This is a genomic window from Acidilobus sp. 7A (genome assembly GCF_003431325.1).
Classification (GTDB): domain Archaea; phylum Thermoproteota; class Thermoprotei_A; order Sulfolobales; family Acidilobaceae; genus Acidilobus.
The window spans coordinates 50,021-67,768 of record NZ_CP010515.1; the positions used below are offsets into that span (position 1 = coordinate 50,021).

Consider the following 17,748-nt stretch of genomic DNA (forward strand, 5'->3'; position numbering starts at 1 on the left):
CCTTTGAGCAGGGGGCCCTGAGGAGTCCCCTTCACAACGCCGTGAGCGTAGCCCTCCAGCCCCTTCCCCCTCATGCCTGAGGCCAGGAGCCTCCTCTGCGCTTCAACTCGCCTTGCAGAAGGCGTTTAACCCCTCCTTGGTAGAGGTCTCTAGACGCGAGGGCGACGCCGACGATGGGCGACTGTGAAGAGCTTTACGAGAGGCTTGCCGAGACGAGGGAGAGAGTTAAGGACATTGAGAGTTCACTCACGGAGATATTAGACGATCTTCAGAAGGTGGCCAGCTCTGAGGTAGACCTTATATCATGCTTGAAGTCTCATGCCCCCGACTACTTCTCATGGCTTGATGGGAGTCCTGCGGACGGCCTTCAGCTCAACGTTCAGCTTAACGGCGACCCCGCCGCACAGGCCGGCGCGGGGCCTGAAGACTGCACGAGGGTACGTCAAGCCCTCATACAGGCCACCTCCAGAGAGGCCTCGCTCTCGTTCCAGATGGCTGAGGTCGGCGCCGTCATTAGGAACGAGGTGATAAGGCTGTCCGGCCTAGCGGCGCTCTGCAGGCACTACGAGCCTGAGCGATCTGAGAGGGTCAGCAAGGAGACGTTATACCCCCTTATCTCTAAGTACCTCTCCCTATAGCTCGCGGGTGCGCCCAGGCGTCAGAAGGCCTCGACCTGGCTCAGCGGGCTCCGCGCGGCTTAAACCTGTGCCGCGGTTAACGCTTACCTCTTCGCCATCACAAAGGCGGGAAGCCCGCAGTGAAGAGCAGGAGGTCAGCTTTCTGGCGACCCTGACGTCGTTGGTTCAATAAGGCGAGCGCTTTTAAGGGCCCCGCTTATCAAGGGCACAGGCGACGCCGATTGGGGGTACGGGGCTTTACCTGCTGGGCTCAAGGGGGTCAAAGGCTAACGAGAGGGTCCTCTGGGACCTGAGAATTGAGGAGCTAGTGGATGATATTTTGGGTAAGGAGAAGGATCAGCTTCTGGCAGACATCTTTAAGGAGCCGCTCACGGACAAGGAGGTCATTGCGTTTAGGCAGAGGGTGTTCGAGGACCTTATTGACGAGAGGGCTTACACCATAGTGAGGGGCTTCGTAGAGAGCATTAAGGAGGTCAGCAGGCTGCTGAGCCTAGAGGCCGAGGCTTACGAGGAGTTCAAGTACGGCCTTCACATTGACGCAGCCCTAACTTACGTGAACGCCCTAGAGGCGACGTTGAACCTAGTGCGAGGCCTGAACGTGAAGTCTGAAGGCATCGCCAGCTTTATCAGTTACCTTGAAGGCCTGGTCCAGGGCAAGGAGTTTCAGGCCCTAAAGGGGTTGGCGTACGAGGCGAAGGCAGCCAGGGACAAAATAAAGGTTAGGGTAAGCGTGGACGGGAACAGGGTAAGGGTCACAGGTGACGGCGGCGAGGATCTATCTTCAAGGGTCGAGCAGCTGTTCTCAAGGTTTAAAGGACAGCAGGTTCGTCAGATCAGGTTCACGGGCAGCCGCGAGCAGACAACCCACGTGCACGCTATGATATTAAGGGGCATCTACACGATCTTCAAGGAAGAGTTTGATGTCATGAGAAGGCTGAGGGACGAGTTCCCCAACATACTGGATGAGGGCGTTAAGAACTTCGCTAAGGAGTTCGAGTTCTACATTAAGTACATCGAGTACATGAGGGACATAGAGTCCAAGGGGTACAAGTTTTCAATACCACAGTTCACGGAGGACGGTTCGATTCACGTCAAAGGCTTCTATAGCATGTTGTTGGCTAGGAGGAGCACCGCCGTGACTAATGACATTCACGCCTCCGGCGACAGGAGGGTTTTCATAATAACTGGCGTGAACGGCGGAGGGAAAACAACTTTTGCAATTACCTTCGGCCAGCTGGCGTTCTTAGCCTCAATAGGCGTGCCCGTCCCAGCCGAGGAGGCCAGGGTGCCCCTGTTTTCTAACATAATTACAGCCTTCCCGGTTGAGGAGGACAGGCTGGAGAGCCTAAGCAGGCTCGAGGAGGACATAGTAAGGGCAGTCAACATATTAAAGGCGGCTGACAGCAGGACGCTGGTCATAGTCAATGAGCTCTTCTCCACCACTACGTCAGACGAGGGCTTTGAGCTCGCGAGGCGCTTCGTAAGTGAAATAGCTAGCAGGGGCTCATACCTCATCTACGTCACCTTCATCACTAAGATAGCCACGCTTGAGAACGTGATCAGCCTCGTGGCGCAGGTACAGGACGGGAGGCCGACCTTCAAGATAGTGGAGGGAGGCCCTCCGTCCAGCTACATGGCTGTCCAGATAGCCGCAAGGCACAGGCTGCTTTACGAGGATGTTAGGGGCCACGCCGGACGGTGAGCCCCAGTGATAGAGTTCGACCTCTTGAGGGTAGGCGACGTCCCTGAGGCGAAGGACAAGGAGGACCTGGTGAAGGACCTGGAGCTGGGGAAGATACTGGATGCCGTAGCCCAAAAGGACGAGCTTATTAGGGGCGTATGGAGCCACGTGCTCCTCCTCTCTGGCGCGGACGTAGAGTCCATAAGGTACAGGCAGGAGGCCGTCAAGGACGCCATTCAGAACAGGGACGTCGTTGTAGAGCTGTACAGGTTCACAGGGGACGTCATAACAAGGACTGAGAGGGCGGCGTTCCTCGTGACTTATGACAACCCAGAGCTAGTGGTCCTCGAGACAGCGGCCGGAATGAGGGTGATGATAGACGCCTTTAAGGACCTAAAGGGCATCCTCAGCAGGGCAAGCTTCTCCTCCCAGGCCTTCCAAGGGCTGGTGAACACGATAAGGGAGAACGTGGACGAAAACTTTATAGCGTCTGCAAAGGAGCTGCTGAGCTTTTTTGACATCAGGAACAACACGCTGGAGTTCTCAGTAAAGCTCGGCGCGCATAACACCTTAGTTGACCCGGTAGTTCTGGCCCCCAAGAAGGAGGGCGGCGTAATAAGGAAGCTGTTTAACAGGGAGAGCGCCTATGAGTTTAGGCTGGACCCCCACGATGAAAGAGGGGCGGAGATCCTAGGGGACATAAGGAAGTGGGTTCTCGCCGGCTTAGCGCCGACCATGCTGAACGCCTACGAGCACCTGCTGCAGTTCTTTAAGACCTTGAACGAGCAGCTGGCATTCTTTGTGGGTGCCATAAACCTTCACGACCTCTTCCAGAGGCTTGAGTTGCCCTTAGCCTACCCTGAGATCTCCGAGGGCACGCTGTCGTTCAGGGACCTGCACTGCCTCTCCCTCGCGATTTCGCTTAACAGGAGGCCTGTCCCGAACTCCCTGGAGACCCGTAACGTTAGCGCGTTCATAATAACGGGCGCCAACAGGGGCGGCAAGACTACGTTCCTGAGGTCGGTAGGCCAGGCGATACTGCTGGCGAGGGCCGGGGTCTTCGTGCCGGCCAGCAGGCTGGCGCTGCCGTCGGCCGGGGCCCCCCACACGCACTTCCAGAGGGAGGAGGAGAGGACGATGTCCTACGGGAAGTTCGAGGAGGAGGTGATAAGGTTCAGGAAGCTGGTTGACCTAGTGAGGCCTGGGGACTTCGTCCTAATGAATGAGAGCTTCTCAACCACTAACCAGGTTGAGGCGTCGGAGGTAGCTAAGCAGGTCGTGTCGGCCCTAGTGGACAGCGGGGTGACCGTCTTCTACGTCACGTTCCTGCAGGACTTCATACACCACTTCGTCAAGGAGTATGGTGACAGGGTAGTCCTCCTAACGCCTGAGAGGCTGAAGGACGGAACCAGGACCTTCAGGCTGGTGCGGGGCTCCGTTCAGCCAGGTTACGCGCTTGATATATGGGATAAGCTCTTTAAGCGCGAAAGCAGTGCAGCGAAAGCCCTCTAGATCCCTCACTGTCGCGGCCGCTGCAAGGACATCTTAATTTATTAAAAGGGATAATGTTGATTTTGGGAAAGGCCGTTGGACCCTTGACTAAATGAAGGGCAGGCCCCGCACCTTCAGGGCGGGGAGGAGACCAGATTTGAACTAGAGTGGGATAAGCCGTTCCCCCGCTTTAAAAGGTGGAAGTGAGAGCTGCAAGTAGCGCTAAGAGCGCGCCGTTGCCTTCAGCGTAGAAGGGCCTGAAGTTAAAGCTCTAAGGAGCTGTAGGCCCCGTCTATGCACGAGGCCCCGTAGACCTCCTCCGCCGTGCCGTGAGCGTAGCCCTCCAGCCCCTTCCCCCTCATGCCTGAGGCCAGGAGGGTCATGAAGACCTCCTCCATGTACTCCCTGGGGCTGGCGTTTGAGACGGCCGGGTAGTCAGAGCCGTACATAACCCTCCCTGCCGGGAAGTCCCTAACGACCTCGGGCACCAGCTGAGGGGGCAGGGCTGAGGTGTCAGCGTAGACGTTGTCGAACCTCCTGGCTAACGACATGGTCTCCTCGAAGAAGACGCCCGGCGCTATGGCGCTGTAGCCTCCCGCGTGGGCTATGGTAACCACCGCGTCCCTATGCCTTGAGAGGACCGGCTCAAGCTTCGAGGGGTCACCGTACTTGCAGTACCTGGGCAGCTCCCATATGCCTGGGTCGCAGCCGCCGTGCACTACCACCGGCACCCCCTTGGCCTCCGCCACCTTGATGACGCTCTCCACCTGCTCGGAGTCGAGCCTCTTAAGGAAGAGCGTCGATATCACCTTGAAGCCCCTGAACCCCCTCGCTATTGCAGCCTCGAGCTGGGCCTCCAGCTCGTCCGGCGGCAGGCTGAGGTTAGCTGGGAACAACACGGGGAAGTTGGCGCTCACCGCCGCCTGGGAGTGCCTAGCGAAGGAGCAGAAGCTCTCGGCGAGCTTAACAGCTGAGAGGTAGAGGGCCTCAGGCTCCAGCTGGTCCATTATGTCCCTAGCAAGCCTCTCTATGAGCCCCCTGACCCTCTCGTGCTCGGCCCTGACCTCGTCAATTGGTATGTCCGCCAGCACGTCCCTGAAGGGCGGTATGCCCAGGATCACCGCCCCCCTAACGCCTGACTCCACGAGCCCCCTGACGTAGGAGTTGAACTCCCCAACCTCCTTCACCACGGGCATGTGGACGTGGGCATCTATGACGCACTCTACTGGGACGTCAGCCCTCAAGGCGCCTCGGAGGGCCTGTGACCACCTGAGGTATTAAACGATGTATACTGTCACGCCCTCCTGGAGCAGGGCCTCAGCCCCCTGGACTTGAGGTAGCCGTCTATGTCCTGACCGGGCAGGAAGTAGTAGGACCTGCAGGGGCCCCCTGATGTTGCCTTGACTAGTACAACCATGCCCTTCCTTGTCAGGGAGGCAAGCACGTAGCCCAGGGCGCCCTTAGATATGTTGGCCTCCCCGCCTATCTCATCCCTGGCATGAAAGCCCCTGGATATGACGTCGAGGACTAGCTTCTGCACGTTGCCAACCTTCCTGGACCTGCCGTCGACCCACGCTATTGCCCTGGAGACCTGAACAACTGCCGGCCCCTCAACCACTACGCTGCCGTCATCGTAGCAGGTGACGTTACCGTACTTTACCGTGATGCCTATCGAGCTGCACTGCACCTGCCTGGACAGGGCAAACACCGCGTTGACGAGGCGGGGTCCGGCATAAATGCGTTAAGACGACGTGAAAGGGTTTATGCTCCGCCTTAGTATAGAGAGGCGGGTCCGTGGCGTAGTCAGGACCAGCGCGCCGGCCTTCGGAGCCGGAGGTCGGGGGTTCAAATCCCCCCGGACCCGTGGGCCTTGATCCTTCAAGCGGCCTGAAGAGGTTCGCAGGTCCTGGAGGCAACGACATTACCTACACGGCTTTGACTGACCGGCTGAAGTATCCCTGTAGGTCCGCAAAGCCTTACGGCCTCAAGGAGCAGTTATGCTCCTGGGAGTCCATAGCTACTGCGGTAAGGACCGCCCTGGCAAGGGGGTTCTCGACATTTTTAGCGGTCTCGAGGATCTTCTCAGCGTGCCTCACCTTCTCGTCAGCCCAGGCCTCCAGCCTTGACTTGAGCTCCCTCGCTGACAATCAGCGTCCCAGGTCTGTAGCGTATTCATCATTATATATAAGTGATACGCTGTAGTTTTATATCGTATTGCAAATTTACAGTTTTTAGCTACCTAACCCTTGAGGCCTCGCCTGGCGCCGAGCTGGAGATATGCCCAGGCCTTACTCATGAAGGCCTTGGCTTCAGGAAGAAGGCAAAAACTCAAGGGAAGACTTAAGGGAACTACCAATGGTCACGGAAGCGCTATCCCAACGGCGCCCGCGTAGGCCATTATGAGGAACACGAAGGCGTCAATCAGCGAGGCTGCGGCGCCGATCTTCCTCAGCGCGGCGTTCTCCGTGTATCCGGCGGCGCCTAGGAAGATCGTCACTATCACGAGCAACCCTAGCGCCACCGACAGCGTGTAGAGCCCGTGCTGGGCCGCGAATATGGTGAAGCCCAGGAACAGCAGCCCCGTGAACCACACGGCGTGGTTGACGGCCATCCTGTTCCCGCCGCCTATGGCCAGCGGGAGGCCCAGGGCCCAGAGAAGCAGGATGAAGGCAGCCGCCACTGTCGCCCCGAATATGTTCTTGTCAGCTATTATGAACCCCAGCGCTATGGTCTCCAGCAGGGCGCCCGTCAGGAGGACCCAGCCGAAGTCCCTGGGGTTGTTCTTACCCTTGGGCAGGTCCAGCTCAACAAAGCCTATGACCAAGGTCATGACGGCAGCCTCCCACAGAAGGGTGTTCAGGGCCACCTCAGACAGGGACGGACTACTGGACATAGGTTTCACGCTGTTGTGGTATTTATGTGGAACCCTTTATAAGAATTCTCTGAAAACTGATAAGTATCCAGCCTTATAGACAACAGCATATATGTCAACAGATGCAACGCTTTTTTAAAAGGGTGCTTGATAGGGGGATGGGACGAAGTGCGTCAGTCCCAGGCTTTGGAGGCAAGCCCATCCTTATCCCCCCGCAGGTCTCCTACCTAATCGCCCAGGCCGAGAAGGCCCTCTTGGGAAGGCCCTGAAGCCTGTGGCTGAGCCGGTCTCGTAGGCCTCCCTCACTATGTCTGTGGGCCTCTCCTCAACTTCAGCGTCCTCGCTCAGCAGTACGAGTCCCCTGTTGCCTAGGAACCCCCTTGGGTCCTTGGCCGTAGTCCATATCAATGGCTCTCCCTCAGGCGGGGCCCTGCCGAGCCTGAGCACCTGGGCCATGAGGCCCTTGAAGCGGTCGTAGTTTTTCGGCACCCTCACGTCTGGCGAGAACGCGATTACCCTGCCGTCCTGGAGGTGCACGTAGACCTCCGCGAGCCCCTCCCTCACCGGTGCCTTCTCAAGGAGGTTAAGGAGGCTCAGGTGAACTATGTCTGGCCTCCCCCTCCTCCACCAGGCCTCAAGTGACCTCATGACCTTTCAGTGTGTGCCCGCGTCAAGCAGCATCTCCCCTGGCCTCAGGCCGTACCTCCTGGCGGTCCTCACAACCTGGGGGTGGCCCGCTATCTGCTCGGGGATAAGCTCAAGGGCGGCCTCGAGGAGGACCACTGTGACCTTGGCCATAAGCTCATCCTCTGCGATCGTAGGGCCTCTTCATTGGTGCTCTCCGAAGCTCTGCCGTTTGTCCCTAGGCGCTCATCCTCATTAATTTGCGTTCGCTCGTCACGCCTAGGGACTCCCGCCTCGTCCATAGGGACTCGCCGTCCCCTATGGCGTCATGGGCGGCTGTCGAGTCCAACGGAACGGGGCTCCCATCTACGGGAACTGAGGGGCCTCATCGCTATCATCTCCCTCGCCCTTGGGGCAGCGCCCCCATCAGGTGAGGGTCATCCGTGAGACCTGTCACAGGTATTACCATAAAAAGGGCCTCTATCGATGTGAAAAGTGTTCAGCCATGTCATCACTGGTTGTCAGAGGGGGAGGAGAGGGCTTTCTGCGTTTCCACTGTATGTAAGTTCTAGCCTAGATCGTCCTAGCATCTGAAGGCCTTCACTTTTTAACGCCCTCAGCGACGAGTGTGCCCGGGCAGCATGTCAAAGGGGCAGTGGAAGTACCCAAGGGGCTACCTGAGGCTGGTCTCCATAGTCACAGCTTTCGCGGCCATCCTCACGCCCCTGGACAGCACCATAGTCAGTGTCTCCCTTCCTGCTATAGCGAGGGGGCTGAGGGCCTCTTACCTGGAGACCATATGGGTCCCCATGGGCTACCTAGTGTCGCTCTCCGCCTTCCTCCTCCTGTTCGGGAGGCTTGGCGACGTGAAGGGCAGGAGGAAGGTCTTCACGACCGGGTTCCTTATCTTTACTGTGGCCACGGTCATGTGCGCCCTCTCAACGGGCGGCATTGAGCTCGACGCCTGGAGGGTTGTCCAGGGCATGGGGGCTGCAATGATACTGGCCAACAGCGGCGCCATAATAACTGACGTCTACCCGCCCTGGGAGAGGGGCAAGGCCTTCGGCTACTGGACCCTTGCGGTCTATACAGGGACCACGGTGGGCCCCGTCGTGGGAGGGGCAATAACGACCTTGAGGACCATAGCTGGGGTTCCGAGCTGGAGGTGGGTCTTCCTCGTAACTGTACCCCTTGCCCTGACAGGCTACCTGCTCTCACAGGCCTACCTCAAGGAGTCCGTGGGGCAGCCGGGCCAGCCCATTGATGCAACGGGCGGCGCCCTGGCCGCCCTGGGGGTAGTGGCCTCCCTCTTCGGCCTGACGGCAGCCTCCTTTGAGGGCTGGTCGCCCCCTTACCTGGCCCTCCTGGTTGTGGGAGTGGCCCTCATAGCGGCGTTCGTTGCATGGGAGGCCAGGCTTGGCCACCTGGCCCTCCTCGACGTGGGCCTCTTCAGGTCAGTTCAGTTCTCCATGGGCAACCTGGCGGCCCTCCTGAACTACGCCGGCTACTTCTTCGTCCCATTCTTCCTCAGCTACTACATGATAGTGGTCCTGGGCATGAGGCCCATAGAGGCCAGCCTCGCCCTCCTATTGCTCTCCCTAGCAATGGTTGTCCTATCGCCCATAAGCGGCAGGCTGTCAGACAGGGTGGGCGCCAGGCCCCTCGCCACGGCCGGGATGCTGCTGATAGCCCTCGGCCTCCTTCTTCTCATGCAGCTGGGCCTAAGGGCCACGCTGGCGGACGTCACCTGGAGGGCCCTCATAATCGGCGTGGGCATGGGCCTCTTCTCAAGCCCCAACACGGCCTCGGTAATGGGCGCGGCCCCGAGGGAGAGGCTGGCAGTGGCCTCGGCAACGCTGAACCTCATGAGGTTCTACGGCCAGTCCCTCAGCCTCGCCCTGGCCAGCTCCCTCGCAGCGGTATACATACCCAGGCCCGTCCTGGTGAACGTCTTCACGGGGCTGCCCGTGAGCGCCGCGGCCAGCGCGCTTGACTTCATCAGGGGGGTGAGGCTCGTCTACGAGGTCATGGTGGTGCTAGTCGTGGTAGGAGCCATAGCGTCAGCCATGAGGGGGCGCGAGGGCAGGGCCTAGGCCTTCAGATGTTGGCCTGCAGTACAGCGACTTTATAACGTGCCATAGGCCCAGCTGCCAGGGCCACGCTTGAGGTTCACGGTCAGGAGGGCCCTCGAGGGCGCAGGCCCCGAGGCCGCCTGGGCGGTCGTTAAGGACGTTGAGGACATGTCAAGGTATTGGCACGGCCACAGGGAGGTCAGAGCGAGGAGGCTTGAAGACGGCTCCTGGGACCTGGCGATAAGGTTCGCCTTCCCGGGCCCAAACAACAGGGGGAGGGCAAGGGCTACGCTCGACGAGGCCTCCAGGACGCTGACCCTAAGCTACTTTGAGGGGCCCGTAAAGGGCTTGGTGAAGGTCTACGTGACCGAGGGCGAGGTCGTGACTGAGTGGACGTCAGCCTGGCCTGGTACCTCAGGCCGCTTGAGGCGTGGGTTAAACGGCACTTCATGAGCGGCGCCCAGCACGCGCTCGACAGGGTAGTTGAGGCCGCCAGGGCTTCGGCGGGCGCGGGGCCGGCCCCTCCAAGGCCCTCAACTAGCTGACGTGGCCTCGATGATATGAAAGGCGCGAGAGGCTACATGGGGTTCGCCGTGGGGCTGCTCTTCGGCCTGGGATCCTGGGCAGCGCAGTCCGCCGTGGTGGCCATGATGTACAAGGATCTCATCAAGGCAGTTCACGAAGTCCTTGCCCAGGGTGGCGCATATAGGGCACTTGGGCGGCGGGTCCCTGCCTATGACTGTGTGGCCGCAGACAGGGCATATCCATATGTACCCGTCGATCGGCATGTCCTCCCCCTTCTTAACGTGCTCAAGGGCCTCCTGGTAGAGCTTGAGGTGGATCTTCTCCGCCTCCAGTGCGTACCTGAAGGTCGCCTCAGCTGCCTTGTCGCCCTGCATCCTCGCGAGCTCTATGTACGCGGGGTACATCTCCTCAACCTCGAACTTCTCCCCCATTATGGCCAGCTCCAGGTTCTTCGCCGTGTCGCCCGGGCCGAAGGGCGCCTCCGCCACCACCTTTAGCGGGGCCTTGAGCTTCTCAAGCCTCTGGTAGTGGTTCCTTGCGTGGACCTGCTCGGCGAAAGCTATGGCCCTGAAGAGCCTGGCGACGTTCTTGAATCCCTCCTTCTCCGCTATGTCTGCAAATATGAGGTACCTCATGTGAGCCATGGACTCGCCGCCGTAGCTGGAGACTAGGGCGTCCTGGGTCATGGCCGGGTGGCCGCTCTCGCTCAAAACGCTCACCACGTGCACAGGGCGGTACAGCTATTAATGCATTGCAGGCTGTCAAGCGGAGGCCTGCCGCAAGGCCTTTGCCCTGCATATGAGGCCAGGCCTCCTCGGCCCTTTGGCCAGGCGCGTAGGACTTAAGTGTCAGGGGTGATACCTGGTAGCAGGGGTGATACTCAACGCTCTTCTCTGTGGAGCCCAAGGAGTCGCTTCAGGACCTCTTCGACAGGGAGGACGAGGTGAGGAAGCTCAGGGAGGGCCTCTCCAGGGAGAGGCTGATACTTGTCCTGGGACTGAGGAGAATAGGCAAGTCAAGCCTAGTGCTTGCCACCCTGAGCTCGACGGGGCAGCCGTTCGTCTACGTTGACGTCAGGAGGGCCTACGACGATGTCTCCAGGAGGGTGCCAGCTGAGAGGCTCTATGAGGAGCTCCGCTCCTCCCTGCTGAGGCTGAGCGCCAGGGAGAGGGTCCTCGAGGCCCTGAGGAGGATGGAGGTCTCCCTCGAGTACCCGGTCAAGGTCAGGGTCCCGGCCGAGGAGGTGAGGGACAGCATAGCTAAGGCCTTCGACGCCCTCAACGAGCTCGGGAGGGTCGCGGTAGTCCTGGACGAGGCCCAGTACCTGAGGTACTCAACCGTAGGCCTGAGGCCCCTCCTGGCCCACGTCTACGACAGGCTCAGGAACGTGACCCTCATCATGACTGGGAGCGAGGTCGGCCTCCTCCACGACTTCATAGGAATTGACGACCCCTCCTCGCCCCTTTACGGCAGGTACGGGCTCACCATAGAGCTGAGGCCCTTCGACGAGGAGAGGTCAAGGCAGTTCCTCATGAGGGGCTTCGAGGAGCTCGAGGTCAAGGTGAACGAGGGGGTGATAGGGAGGGCGGTTGAGGAGCTTGACGGCATTGTCGGCTGGCTTGTGTACTTCGGAAGGCTGTACCTAGAGAAGGGGGCTGACGCGATTGACGAGGTCAAGGAGATGGGGGCCAGGCTCGTAAAGAGGGAGCTTGAGGAGGCGCTCTCGAGGAGCCCCTACTACGCTCACATAATGAGGGCCGTTGCCACGCTTGGGAGGGCCAGGTGGAGGAACGTGGTGGACTACGTGACGGCCCAGCTCGGGAGGAGGGTGACCAACGCCACGATAGCGAGGGACCTGAGGAACCTGGTCAAGATGGGCTTCATCGAGAAGGTCAACGACGAGTACAGGGTGGCGGACCCTATAGTCAGGTACGCCGTGCTTAAGGGGCTGTAGCCTGAGCGTGCCTCTGAGTAGGCCCTCAGCTCGAAGCCTGGACTTTTCATAGGATATGATTAAAGCCTAGTAATGGAATCATGGTAAGAGCTGTGGCCCTCTCAATAACATTTTCACGGGCATTAAGGAGTTCTGGTAAAGGCAGTTTATGACGTCTGTCCGAGGCTAGGCAACATTGTTAACTCCCCAGTTTACAAGGAGAAGCCCCTGAGAACAATAAGGCGCGGGTGACGGCCTGGGCAGCCTCGGCAGGGCTGAGGCCTTGCCGTGTGAGTGGCAGTTGAAGGCCAGGCCAAGGTCAGTCCCTATGAGCGTGAGCAGCTCAGCCGGTAGCTCAGCCGAACTCCATCCTCGTAAAATGTCATCAGGTCCATTGAAAGGCAGTGGCGCTCGTGCAGCAAAGCTCGTTTTAGCCTCCTGGAGCTAACGCAGCTGGGCGATGAGGCAGGCTTGAGGGCTGATAGCTGATGAAAAGACCGGGCTTCTGAGCCCCCTTGACTGCTCGTGACGCCCTGCTTACCTCCTGACGCGCTCTAGCATGACTTTCGCGCCGCGACGATCACGACGAAGTTCACTCTTCACTGTCTGAGGCCCTCAGGTGCCCGCCGCGCTCAGCACGTACGCCTCCTCAGCTAGCCTAAAATGTCGGGAAGACCTGTTCTTCGGGATGGGGACCCACATGGCCATTAGGGCGGTGACCTTCGACGTCTGGGACACGCTGCTCAACCTGAAGGTTGCCAGGGAGTCCATGATATCGGCCGTGGCCAGGGAGACCGGCAGGCCTGAGGCGGAGGTGAGGGAGGCCGTCAGCGAGGCAGACAGGGCCGTGAGGAAGGAGAGAAGGTTAAGGGGCCTGGGCGGCTCTGAGGCGGTCAGGGCCTCCGTCTCCATCCTTGCCTCACGCCTCGGCTACGGCGGCGACCTCCTGGACGTCATAGATGGAGCCGTAGCGTCCCTTAGGCCAGAGGAGGTGGCGTTCAGCGACGCCGTTGATGCCGTCAGGGAGGTGAGGGGGCTCGGCCTGAGGGTTGGAGTCCTGGGCAACACGCTCTTCTGGACCAGCTCAGCGACAAAGGCACTGCTCAGGGCCTCCTTCGGGGACGCCTTCGAGTTCACAGGCTTCGCCGACGAGATAGGGGCCTCAAAGCCCAGCCCCGAGGCCTTCAAGGCGGCCGCCAGGGGGCTGGGGGTTGATGTTGAGGAGATGGCCCACGTGGGCGACAGGGCCTCCGAGGACTTTGGAGGTGCGCTGGCAGCAGGCCTAAGGGCCGTCCTGGTGGCGAGGGGCAGGGTGAGGGAGGCAGCAGTCTTCGAGGCCCTGGGCTTTGCAGTAGTGCCTGACCTCAGGGGCCTGGGCGAGGTGCTGCGGAGGCTCGGGGCCAAGGGCTAGAACATTAAACCTTGGGGCCCCTCACCGAGGGGACCAACGTGAGGGAGAGGGTCACCTCGAGTGAGGTCGACGTAGAGGTCGAGGTAGGCCAGTCAGCCGTGAGGAGGGCTGAGAGGCAGCTGACCTCCTCCCCGCCCTGAAGGGTAAGGGTTCCCTTAGGGCGGCTCACTGGTTCGCGGCTTACAGCCCTCACCTTCATCACCTCACGGCCGGCGGGCGCATATGCGCCCACCCCGCTCCGCTCGTCCAGCTGTAGGCCGCGGGCTGGGCCTTCAGCCCATTACCCCTACCCCTCGCCAGGGGTTGCCCCCATCCCCTGGGTCCCAGGGACTTGGGGATATGTAAGATGTTTATAGCAGCGTTCAGGTCGGCGTTTATGACCTTCCCTGTGCGGGGCGCTGCAGAGGCGGCCCCACTCGATGGAGCCTCTGCTGTAGGTGAGGGGGAATCGAGGCCGCCCTGAGAAGCAGGGAGTCATCACCGCGAGGTGGGGGTGCCCCATCTGCTAGGGCGGGACAGTTCACGAAGGCGGAAAGCGTCACCTTTTAGGGTAAGGGATGGACTGTCTCCTTTGAAATGGTTCAGGCCCCTCCCCCTCTAAACCATTCTCAGTCGCAAAGCAGCGCGCTAGATCAACGAGAGCCTTAATAGGGTTTAATTGGCCCAATGGGCCCAGAACTTTTAATAGGCCCGAGGGACCCAGAAAATCTATGGGCCGGGCTCAGCCTGGAACGCCTCATCAGATTTCAGTTGCCACGCCGTACTTCATTGCCCGGCCCTCTCGTCTTTTACTTCAAACCATTTTAAGAGTGAGAGGTGGTTATGTCAAGTAGCGTACACAAGATCAAGGGCTCGGCTAGGTCGCTTCAGGGGCGCAGGCGACTATAGAGGACAGGGAGTACGGAGTGCTATGGCGGTCGTTAGGGTCCTGTGAGGATGTGAAATCCTACTCTTGACCGTTGGTAAAGCTGACCTCCTCCCCGCCTTAAAAGGCGAGGCTTTCAGTTGTAAAAAAGGTTGAAGTGAGTGTTAGAGACGCATGGCTTGGCTAGGTGAGAGAGCAAGGTGAAGAGCTCTGAGGTCAAGACAGATCGCACAATAATGACGCCCAGAGGGATATCATATAGGACTGCGGGACGAGCGACTGTGTAGTGTAAGAGTACGGAGAACAAATTTCTTCTAGCGACGGAGAGGACGCTAGAATCCCTTTTAACCACGCTAAGCCTCAGTAAGCAAGGGGCCGGGCTCAACAAAGTCTGGCCTCATCAGACTTCAGCCCCCAAGCCGTGTAATCGCAGCCCGGCCCTCTCACATTTTTACCTCCAGCCCTTTTAGGAGCACGTTCCGCGTATCACCGCAGCCGCGTCAACTGCGCGCAAGGCCAAGGGCCCAGCTGGGCGGCTCAAGGGTTAAAATCTCAGGCAACATCCCCAGGCCAGGTGTAGGGATTGCCTGAGGCTGCCAAGAGGATAGACCTTGGTGACGGCGTGTGGCTTGAGGTGCTCTCAGAGAGGAGGAGCGACCTCCTAGGGCGCGTCGACGTTGAGGCCCTTGCCCACCACGAGCTCAAGTCGACGCCGGCAAGGGCATCAATAAGGGAGGCCCTGGCGAAGGCATACAACAAGGACCCTTCAGCCGTGTACGTGAAGACCATAAAGACCAGCTACGGCGTGGGAATATCTAAGGTGCACGCCCACATATATGACAGGCACGAGGACGCCCTGAAGTTCGAGCCCCAGTACGTGCTCGCAAGGCACGGCGAGGCGGAGAAGAAGCAGGCCAAGGGCAAGTGAGGGGGTGACAAGTGATGGCAAAGCAGGTTAAGGCCCCTGTCCACCTGCTCTACGAGGTGGACTACAGCACCATGACTATAAAGCCTAAGAACAAGAAGTGCCCCAAGTGCGGCAACTACATGGCCCACCACCTTAAGCCCGTGGAGAGGTGGCACTGTGGGTACTGCGGCTACACGGAGTTCGTGGTCAAGGAGTGACCTCATAGTCCTCGGCATAGAGTCCACAGCCCACACCTTCGGCGTGGGGGTCTCGAGGTGGACCCCCTCGGGCCCCCAGCTACTTAAGGACGCGAGGAGGAACTACGTTCCAAGGCAGGGGGGCATACTGCCCAGGGAGGTGGCCCAGTTCTTCAGCCAGGTGGCGGCTGAGGTCGTTGACGATGCCCTCTCCGCGAACTCGCTGACGCCGAAGGACATAGACGGGGTGGCCGTCGCCCTGGGCCCCGGCATGGGGCCGCAGCTGAGGGTTGGGGCAACCGTTGCGAGGGCCATGGCCTCATACCTCAGGGTGCCGCTCGTGCCAGTTAACCACGCCGTTGCCCACCTGGAGGTTGCCAGGCTGACGACGGGGCTCAGGGACCCGGTTATACTCTACGTCTCGGGCGGCAACACCGCGGTGACAACGTACGTGGACGGCAGGTACAGGGTCTTCGGCGAGACCCTTGACGTGGCCCTTGGCAACCTGCTGGACACATTTGCAAGGGAGGTCAAGCTCGGCCCGCCGTACGTCGTGAACGGGAGCCACGTTGTTGATGCCTGCGCAGAGGGAGGGGAGATGATAGAGGGCTTCCCCTACGTTGTTAAGGGCCAGGACGTCTCCTACTCGGGCCTCCTCACGGCGGCCCTGAGGGCAGTTAAGAGGGGGGCCAGGCTGAGGGACGTGTGCTACAGCCTGAGGGAGGTGGCCTTCTCAGCTGCCGTTGAGGTGACAGAGAGGTGCCTCGCCCACACCGGCAAGAGGGAGGTGGTGCTCACAGGAGGGGTCGCAGCCAACAGGCTGCTTAACGAGAAGCTGGACACAATGGCGAGGCTCCACGGGGGCGTCTACAGGGGAGTGCCGGCCTACTACAGCGGGGACAACGGGGCCATGATATCGCTAGTGGGCCTCCTGGGCCTGATGAGCGGGGTCACCGTTGAGCCCAGCAGGGCCTTCATAAGCCAGAGGTGGAGGCTTGACGAGGTGGAGATACCGTGGTATGGGAGGCTCCTGTGAGCTGGGCCGAGGGGCTCGCGCTGGTCAAGAGGGGGGCTGAGTCAGAGATAAGGCTCGGGGACTTCATGGGGCTCAGGGCAATATACAAGCTGAGGGTCAGGAAGGCCTACATGGACCCTGCCCTGGACTCCAGGCTCAGGGCCCAGAGGACGCTCAAGGAGGCCAAGGTGCTCTCCCTTGCCAGGGAGAGGGGGGTCAGGGTCCCGAGGCTTTACGCCGTGTTCCCCTCCATGGGGCTAATAGTGATGGAGTACGTGGAGGGCCCGACCCTTAAGGAGGTCGTGGGCTCCCCCGGCTGGCAGGCCCTCGCGGAGGACGCGGGCCTCCAGCTCGGCCTGCTCCATGCGGCGGGCATAGTCCACGGGGACTCCACTACATCAAACATGGTGGTCACGGGCGAGGGGGTGACCCTCATAGACTTTGGCCTAGCCGAGTTCTCCTCAAGGCTTGAGGACAGGGCAGTTGACGTGCACCTGCTCAAGGAGGCCGTCACCAGCACCCACCCGGGGCACGCGGGGGAGTTCATGGAGGCCTTCATGAGGGGCTACTCAAGGGCCCTGGGGGAGGCCGCCGCAGGGGAGGTTGAGGCGAGGGCCAGGGAGGTTGAGATGAGGGGCAGGTACGTTGCTGCCAGGAGGAGCGTTTGGCAGGCCGAGGCGGGCGAGGGTGGAGACTGAGCTTTACATAGTCACGGGCAACGCCGGCAAGCTCAGGGAGGCCCAGCTGATCCTTGCGGAGTACGGCATAAGGCTGAGGCAGGTGCCCATAGAGAAGCTTGAGGTCCAAGATGACGACGTTGTCAGGATAGCTGAGGTCGCCGCCAGGGACGCTTACTCAAGGCTCAGGGCCCCCCTCATAGTTGACGACACGGGCCTCTACGTTGAGGCGCTCAACGGCTTCCCGGGCCCCTACAGCAGCTACTTCCTCGAGAGGGTGGGCCTTAAGGGCCTGCTGAAGCTCATGGAGGGGGTCGCCAACAGGGGGGCGTGCTTCAGGACGGGCCTCGCCTACGCAGATGAAGGCGGCGTCAGGACCTTCGTCGGGGAGGCCTGCGGTACCATAGCTGAGGCCCCCAGGGGCTCGAACGGGTTCGGCTACGACCCGGTCTTCATACCTGAGGGGGAGACGAGGACCTTCGCTGAGATGAGCGTCGAGGAGAAGGACAGACTGTCTCACAGGGGCAGGGCGCTCAGGGCCTTCGCCGAGTGGTACTCTCAGCTCCTCCTCAGCCAGGGAGGGAAGACGTAGACGGAGGCGAAGGGCTCCCCCTGGCTGTACAGCGTGACGACGTAGCTCGACCACGAGTCGCCCCTCTCGAGCCTGCTGCACAGCGCCCTGTCGGGGCACCTTGAGAGCCTCGAGAGCCTCACCTCCGCCTTAAGGCCGGGCCACAGCGTGACCTGCAGGTAGGCCCTGTAGGGCCCCCTGCCCTCAACCCCCTCCAGGGCCGCCAGCGGGAGCCTCAAAGCCCCCCACCGTTATGTAACTGTATACGG

At 60.4% G+C, this 17,748-nt stretch carries 19 protein-coding genes, 1 tRNA gene and 2 pseudogenes; 13 read left to right on the forward strand and 9 right to left on the reverse strand.

The window, feature by feature from the left end; translation table 11 throughout:
* Positions 1–173: 173 nt before the first annotated feature.
* The 3 genes from SE86_RS00260 (at position 174) to SE86_RS00270 (ending at position 3,831) form a co-directional block, all read left to right on the forward strand.
* Positions 174–638, forward strand: a complete 465-nt coding sequence (locus SE86_RS00260; protein ID WP_117353712.1) for a hypothetical protein — start codon at positions 174–176, stop codon at positions 636–638.
* 319 nt (positions 639–957) lie between these two features.
* On the forward strand, positions 958–2,340 hold the full coding sequence (locus SE86_RS00265) for a hypothetical protein (RefSeq protein WP_117353714.1): 1,383 nt from the start codon (positions 958–960) through the stop codon (positions 2,338–2,340).
* A 6-nt stretch (positions 2,341–2,346) separates the two neighbouring features.
* Positions 2,347–3,831, forward strand: coding sequence for a hypothetical protein (locus SE86_RS00270; protein WP_117353716.1), 1,485 nt, complete (start codon positions 2,347–2,349; stop codon positions 3,829–3,831).
* Between the two features lie 242 nt (positions 3,832–4,073).
* On the opposite strand, the gene SE86_RS00275 is transcribed toward SE86_RS00270, so the two are convergent.
* On the reverse strand, positions 4,074–5,054 hold the full coding sequence (locus SE86_RS00275; RefSeq protein WP_117353718.1) for an amidohydrolase family protein: 981 nt from the start codon (positions 5,052–5,054) through the stop codon (positions 4,074–4,076).
* A gap of 50 nt (positions 5,055–5,104) precedes the next feature.
* Complete coding sequence (locus tag SE86_RS00280; protein WP_158543045.1) at positions 5,105–5,497, reverse strand: hypothetical protein; 393 nt, start codon at positions 5,495–5,497, stop codon at positions 5,105–5,107.
* 101 nt (positions 5,498–5,598) lie between these two features.
* On the opposite strand from SE86_RS00280, the gene SE86_RS00285 reads away from it, so the two are divergent.
* Positions 5,599–5,674: transfer RNA gene (locus tag SE86_RS00285), tRNA-Arg, on the forward strand.
* A 112-nt stretch (positions 5,675–5,786) separates the two neighbouring features.
* On the opposite strand, the gene SE86_RS07935 is transcribed toward SE86_RS00285, so the two are convergent.
* From SE86_RS07935 to SE86_RS07940, 4 genes are all read right to left on the reverse strand, one after another.
* Complete coding sequence (locus SE86_RS07935) at positions 5,787–5,957, reverse strand: hypothetical protein (protein WP_158543046.1); 171 nt, start codon at positions 5,955–5,957, stop codon at positions 5,787–5,789.
* A gap of 212 nt (positions 5,958–6,169) precedes the next feature.
* Entirely contained in the window at positions 6,170–6,703 is a 534-nt protein-coding gene (locus tag SE86_RS00290) for a hypothetical protein (protein ID WP_211096594.1), read from the reverse strand.
* A gap of 183 nt (positions 6,704–6,886) precedes the next feature.
* The gene (locus tag SE86_RS00295) at positions 6,887–7,330 is read right to left on the reverse strand and encodes a hypothetical protein (RefSeq protein WP_117353722.1); all 444 of its coding nucleotides are present in this window, start codon (positions 7,328–7,330) and stop codon (positions 6,887–6,889) included.
* A gap of 6 nt (positions 7,331–7,336) precedes the next feature.
* Positions 7,337–7,480, reverse strand: a complete 144-nt coding sequence (locus SE86_RS07940; RefSeq protein WP_158543047.1) for a hypothetical protein — start codon at positions 7,478–7,480, stop codon at positions 7,337–7,339.
* A gap of 467 nt (positions 7,481–7,947) precedes the next feature.
* Here SE86_RS07940 and SE86_RS00300 point away from each other — a divergent pair, with 467 nt between their 5' ends.
* Both SE86_RS00300 and SE86_RS00305 read left to right on the forward strand, forming a co-directional pair.
* Positions 7,948–9,399 carry an MFS transporter gene (locus tag SE86_RS00300; protein WP_117353724.1) on the forward strand — a complete coding sequence of 484 codons (1,452 nt, stop codon included), beginning with the start codon at positions 7,948–7,950 and terminating at the stop codon, positions 9,397–9,399.
* A 69-nt stretch (positions 9,400–9,468) separates the two neighbouring features.
* Positions 9,469–9,831 carry an SRPBCC family protein gene (locus tag SE86_RS00305; protein ID WP_117353726.1) on the forward strand — a complete coding sequence of 121 codons (363 nt, stop codon included), beginning with the start codon at positions 9,469–9,471 and terminating at the stop codon, positions 9,829–9,831.
* A gap of 248 nt (positions 9,832–10,079) precedes the next feature.
* Here SE86_RS00305 and SE86_RS00310 read toward each other — a convergent pair.
* Positions 10,080–10,589: pseudogene (locus SE86_RS00310) on the reverse strand (rubrerythrin family protein); the annotation flags it as partial.
* A 209-nt stretch (positions 10,590–10,798) separates the two neighbouring features.
* Here SE86_RS00310 and SE86_RS00315 point away from each other — a divergent pair.
* Both SE86_RS00315 and SE86_RS00320 read left to right on the forward strand, forming a co-directional pair.
* Complete coding sequence (locus SE86_RS00315) at positions 10,799–11,857, forward strand: ATP-binding protein (protein WP_117353728.1); 1,059 nt, start codon at positions 10,799–10,801, stop codon at positions 11,855–11,857.
* Between the two features lie 679 nt (positions 11,858–12,536).
* Complete coding sequence (locus SE86_RS00320) at positions 12,537–13,247, forward strand: HAD family hydrolase (RefSeq protein ID WP_158543048.1); 711 nt, start codon at positions 12,537–12,539, stop codon at positions 13,245–13,247.
* 121 nt (positions 13,248–13,368) lie between these two features.
* Here the strand turns inward: SE86_RS00320 and SE86_RS08310 are convergent.
* A pseudogene (locus SE86_RS08310) lies at positions 13,369–13,643 on the reverse strand (RNA-guided endonuclease TnpB family protein); the annotation flags it as partial.
* Positions 13,644–14,695: 1,052 nt separating this feature from the next.
* Here SE86_RS08310 and SE86_RS00330 point away from each other — a divergent pair.
* From SE86_RS00330 to SE86_RS00350, 5 genes are read left to right on the forward strand one after another with little or no spacing between them, the layout of a single operon-like run.
* Positions 14,696–15,040: a 30S ribosomal protein S24e gene (locus SE86_RS00330; RefSeq protein ID WP_117353732.1), complete on the forward strand. Its 345-nt coding sequence runs from the start codon at positions 14,696–14,698 to the stop codon at positions 15,038–15,040.
* 14 nt (positions 15,041–15,054) lie between these two features.
* On the forward strand, positions 15,055–15,237 hold the full coding sequence (locus SE86_RS00335; protein WP_117355003.1) for a 30S ribosomal protein S27ae: 183 nt from the start codon (positions 15,055–15,057) through the stop codon (positions 15,235–15,237).
* Entirely contained in the window at positions 15,197–16,252 is a 1,056-nt protein-coding gene (gene kae1, locus SE86_RS00340) for a KEOPS complex N(6)-L-threonylcarbamoyladenine synthase Kae1 (protein ID WP_117353734.1), read from the forward strand. The genes SE86_RS00335 and kae1 overlap by 41 nt, the downstream gene beginning before the upstream one ends.
* Positions 16,231–16,929: a Kae1-associated kinase Bud32 gene (locus tag SE86_RS00345; protein ID WP_211096595.1), complete on the forward strand. Its 699-nt coding sequence runs from the start codon at positions 16,231–16,233 to the stop codon at positions 16,927–16,929. Before kae1 ends, SE86_RS00345 begins: the two co-directional genes overlap by 22 nt.
* Positions 16,919–17,500 carry an XTP/dITP diphosphatase gene (locus SE86_RS00350; protein ID WP_117353736.1) on the forward strand — a complete coding sequence of 194 codons (582 nt, stop codon included), beginning with the start codon at positions 16,919–16,921 and terminating at the stop codon, positions 17,498–17,500. Before SE86_RS00345 ends, SE86_RS00350 begins: the two co-directional genes overlap by 11 nt.
* On the opposite strand, the gene SE86_RS00355 is transcribed toward SE86_RS00350, so the two are convergent.
* Positions 17,467–17,718, reverse strand: a complete 252-nt coding sequence (locus SE86_RS00355) for a hypothetical protein (RefSeq protein ID WP_117353738.1) — start codon at positions 17,716–17,718, stop codon at positions 17,467–17,469. The two genes, SE86_RS00350 and SE86_RS00355, sit on opposite strands and share 34 nt — an antisense overlap.
* Between the last annotated feature and the right edge of the window lie 30 nt (positions 17,719–17,748).

Coding starts and splice junctions, on each gene's coding strand:
- SE86_RS00260 (WP_117353712.1), top strand. CDS start 174: ATGGGCGACTGTGAAGAGCTTTACGAGAGGCTTGCCGAGACGAGGGAG.
- SE86_RS00290 (WP_211096594.1), bottom strand. CDS start 6,703: ATGTCCAGTAGTCCGTCCCTGTCTGAGGTGGCCCTGAACACCCTTCTG.
- SE86_RS00295 (WP_117353722.1), bottom strand. CDS start 7,330: ATGAGGTCACTTGAGGCCTGGTGGAGGAGGGGGAGGCCAGACATAGTT.
- SE86_RS07940 (WP_158543047.1), bottom strand. CDS start 7,480: ATGGCCAAGGTCACAGTGGTCCTCCTCGAGGCCGCCCTTGAGCTTATC.
- SE86_RS00300 (WP_117353724.1), top strand. CDS start 7,948: ATGTCAAAGGGGCAGTGGAAGTACCCAAGGGGCTACCTGAGGCTGGTC.
- SE86_RS00320 (WP_158543048.1), top strand. CDS start 12,537: ATGGCCATTAGGGCGGTGACCTTCGACGTCTGGGACACGCTGCTCAAC.
- SE86_RS00335 (WP_117355003.1), top strand. CDS start 15,055: ATGGCAAAGCAGGTTAAGGCCCCTGTCCACCTGCTCTACGAGGTGGAC.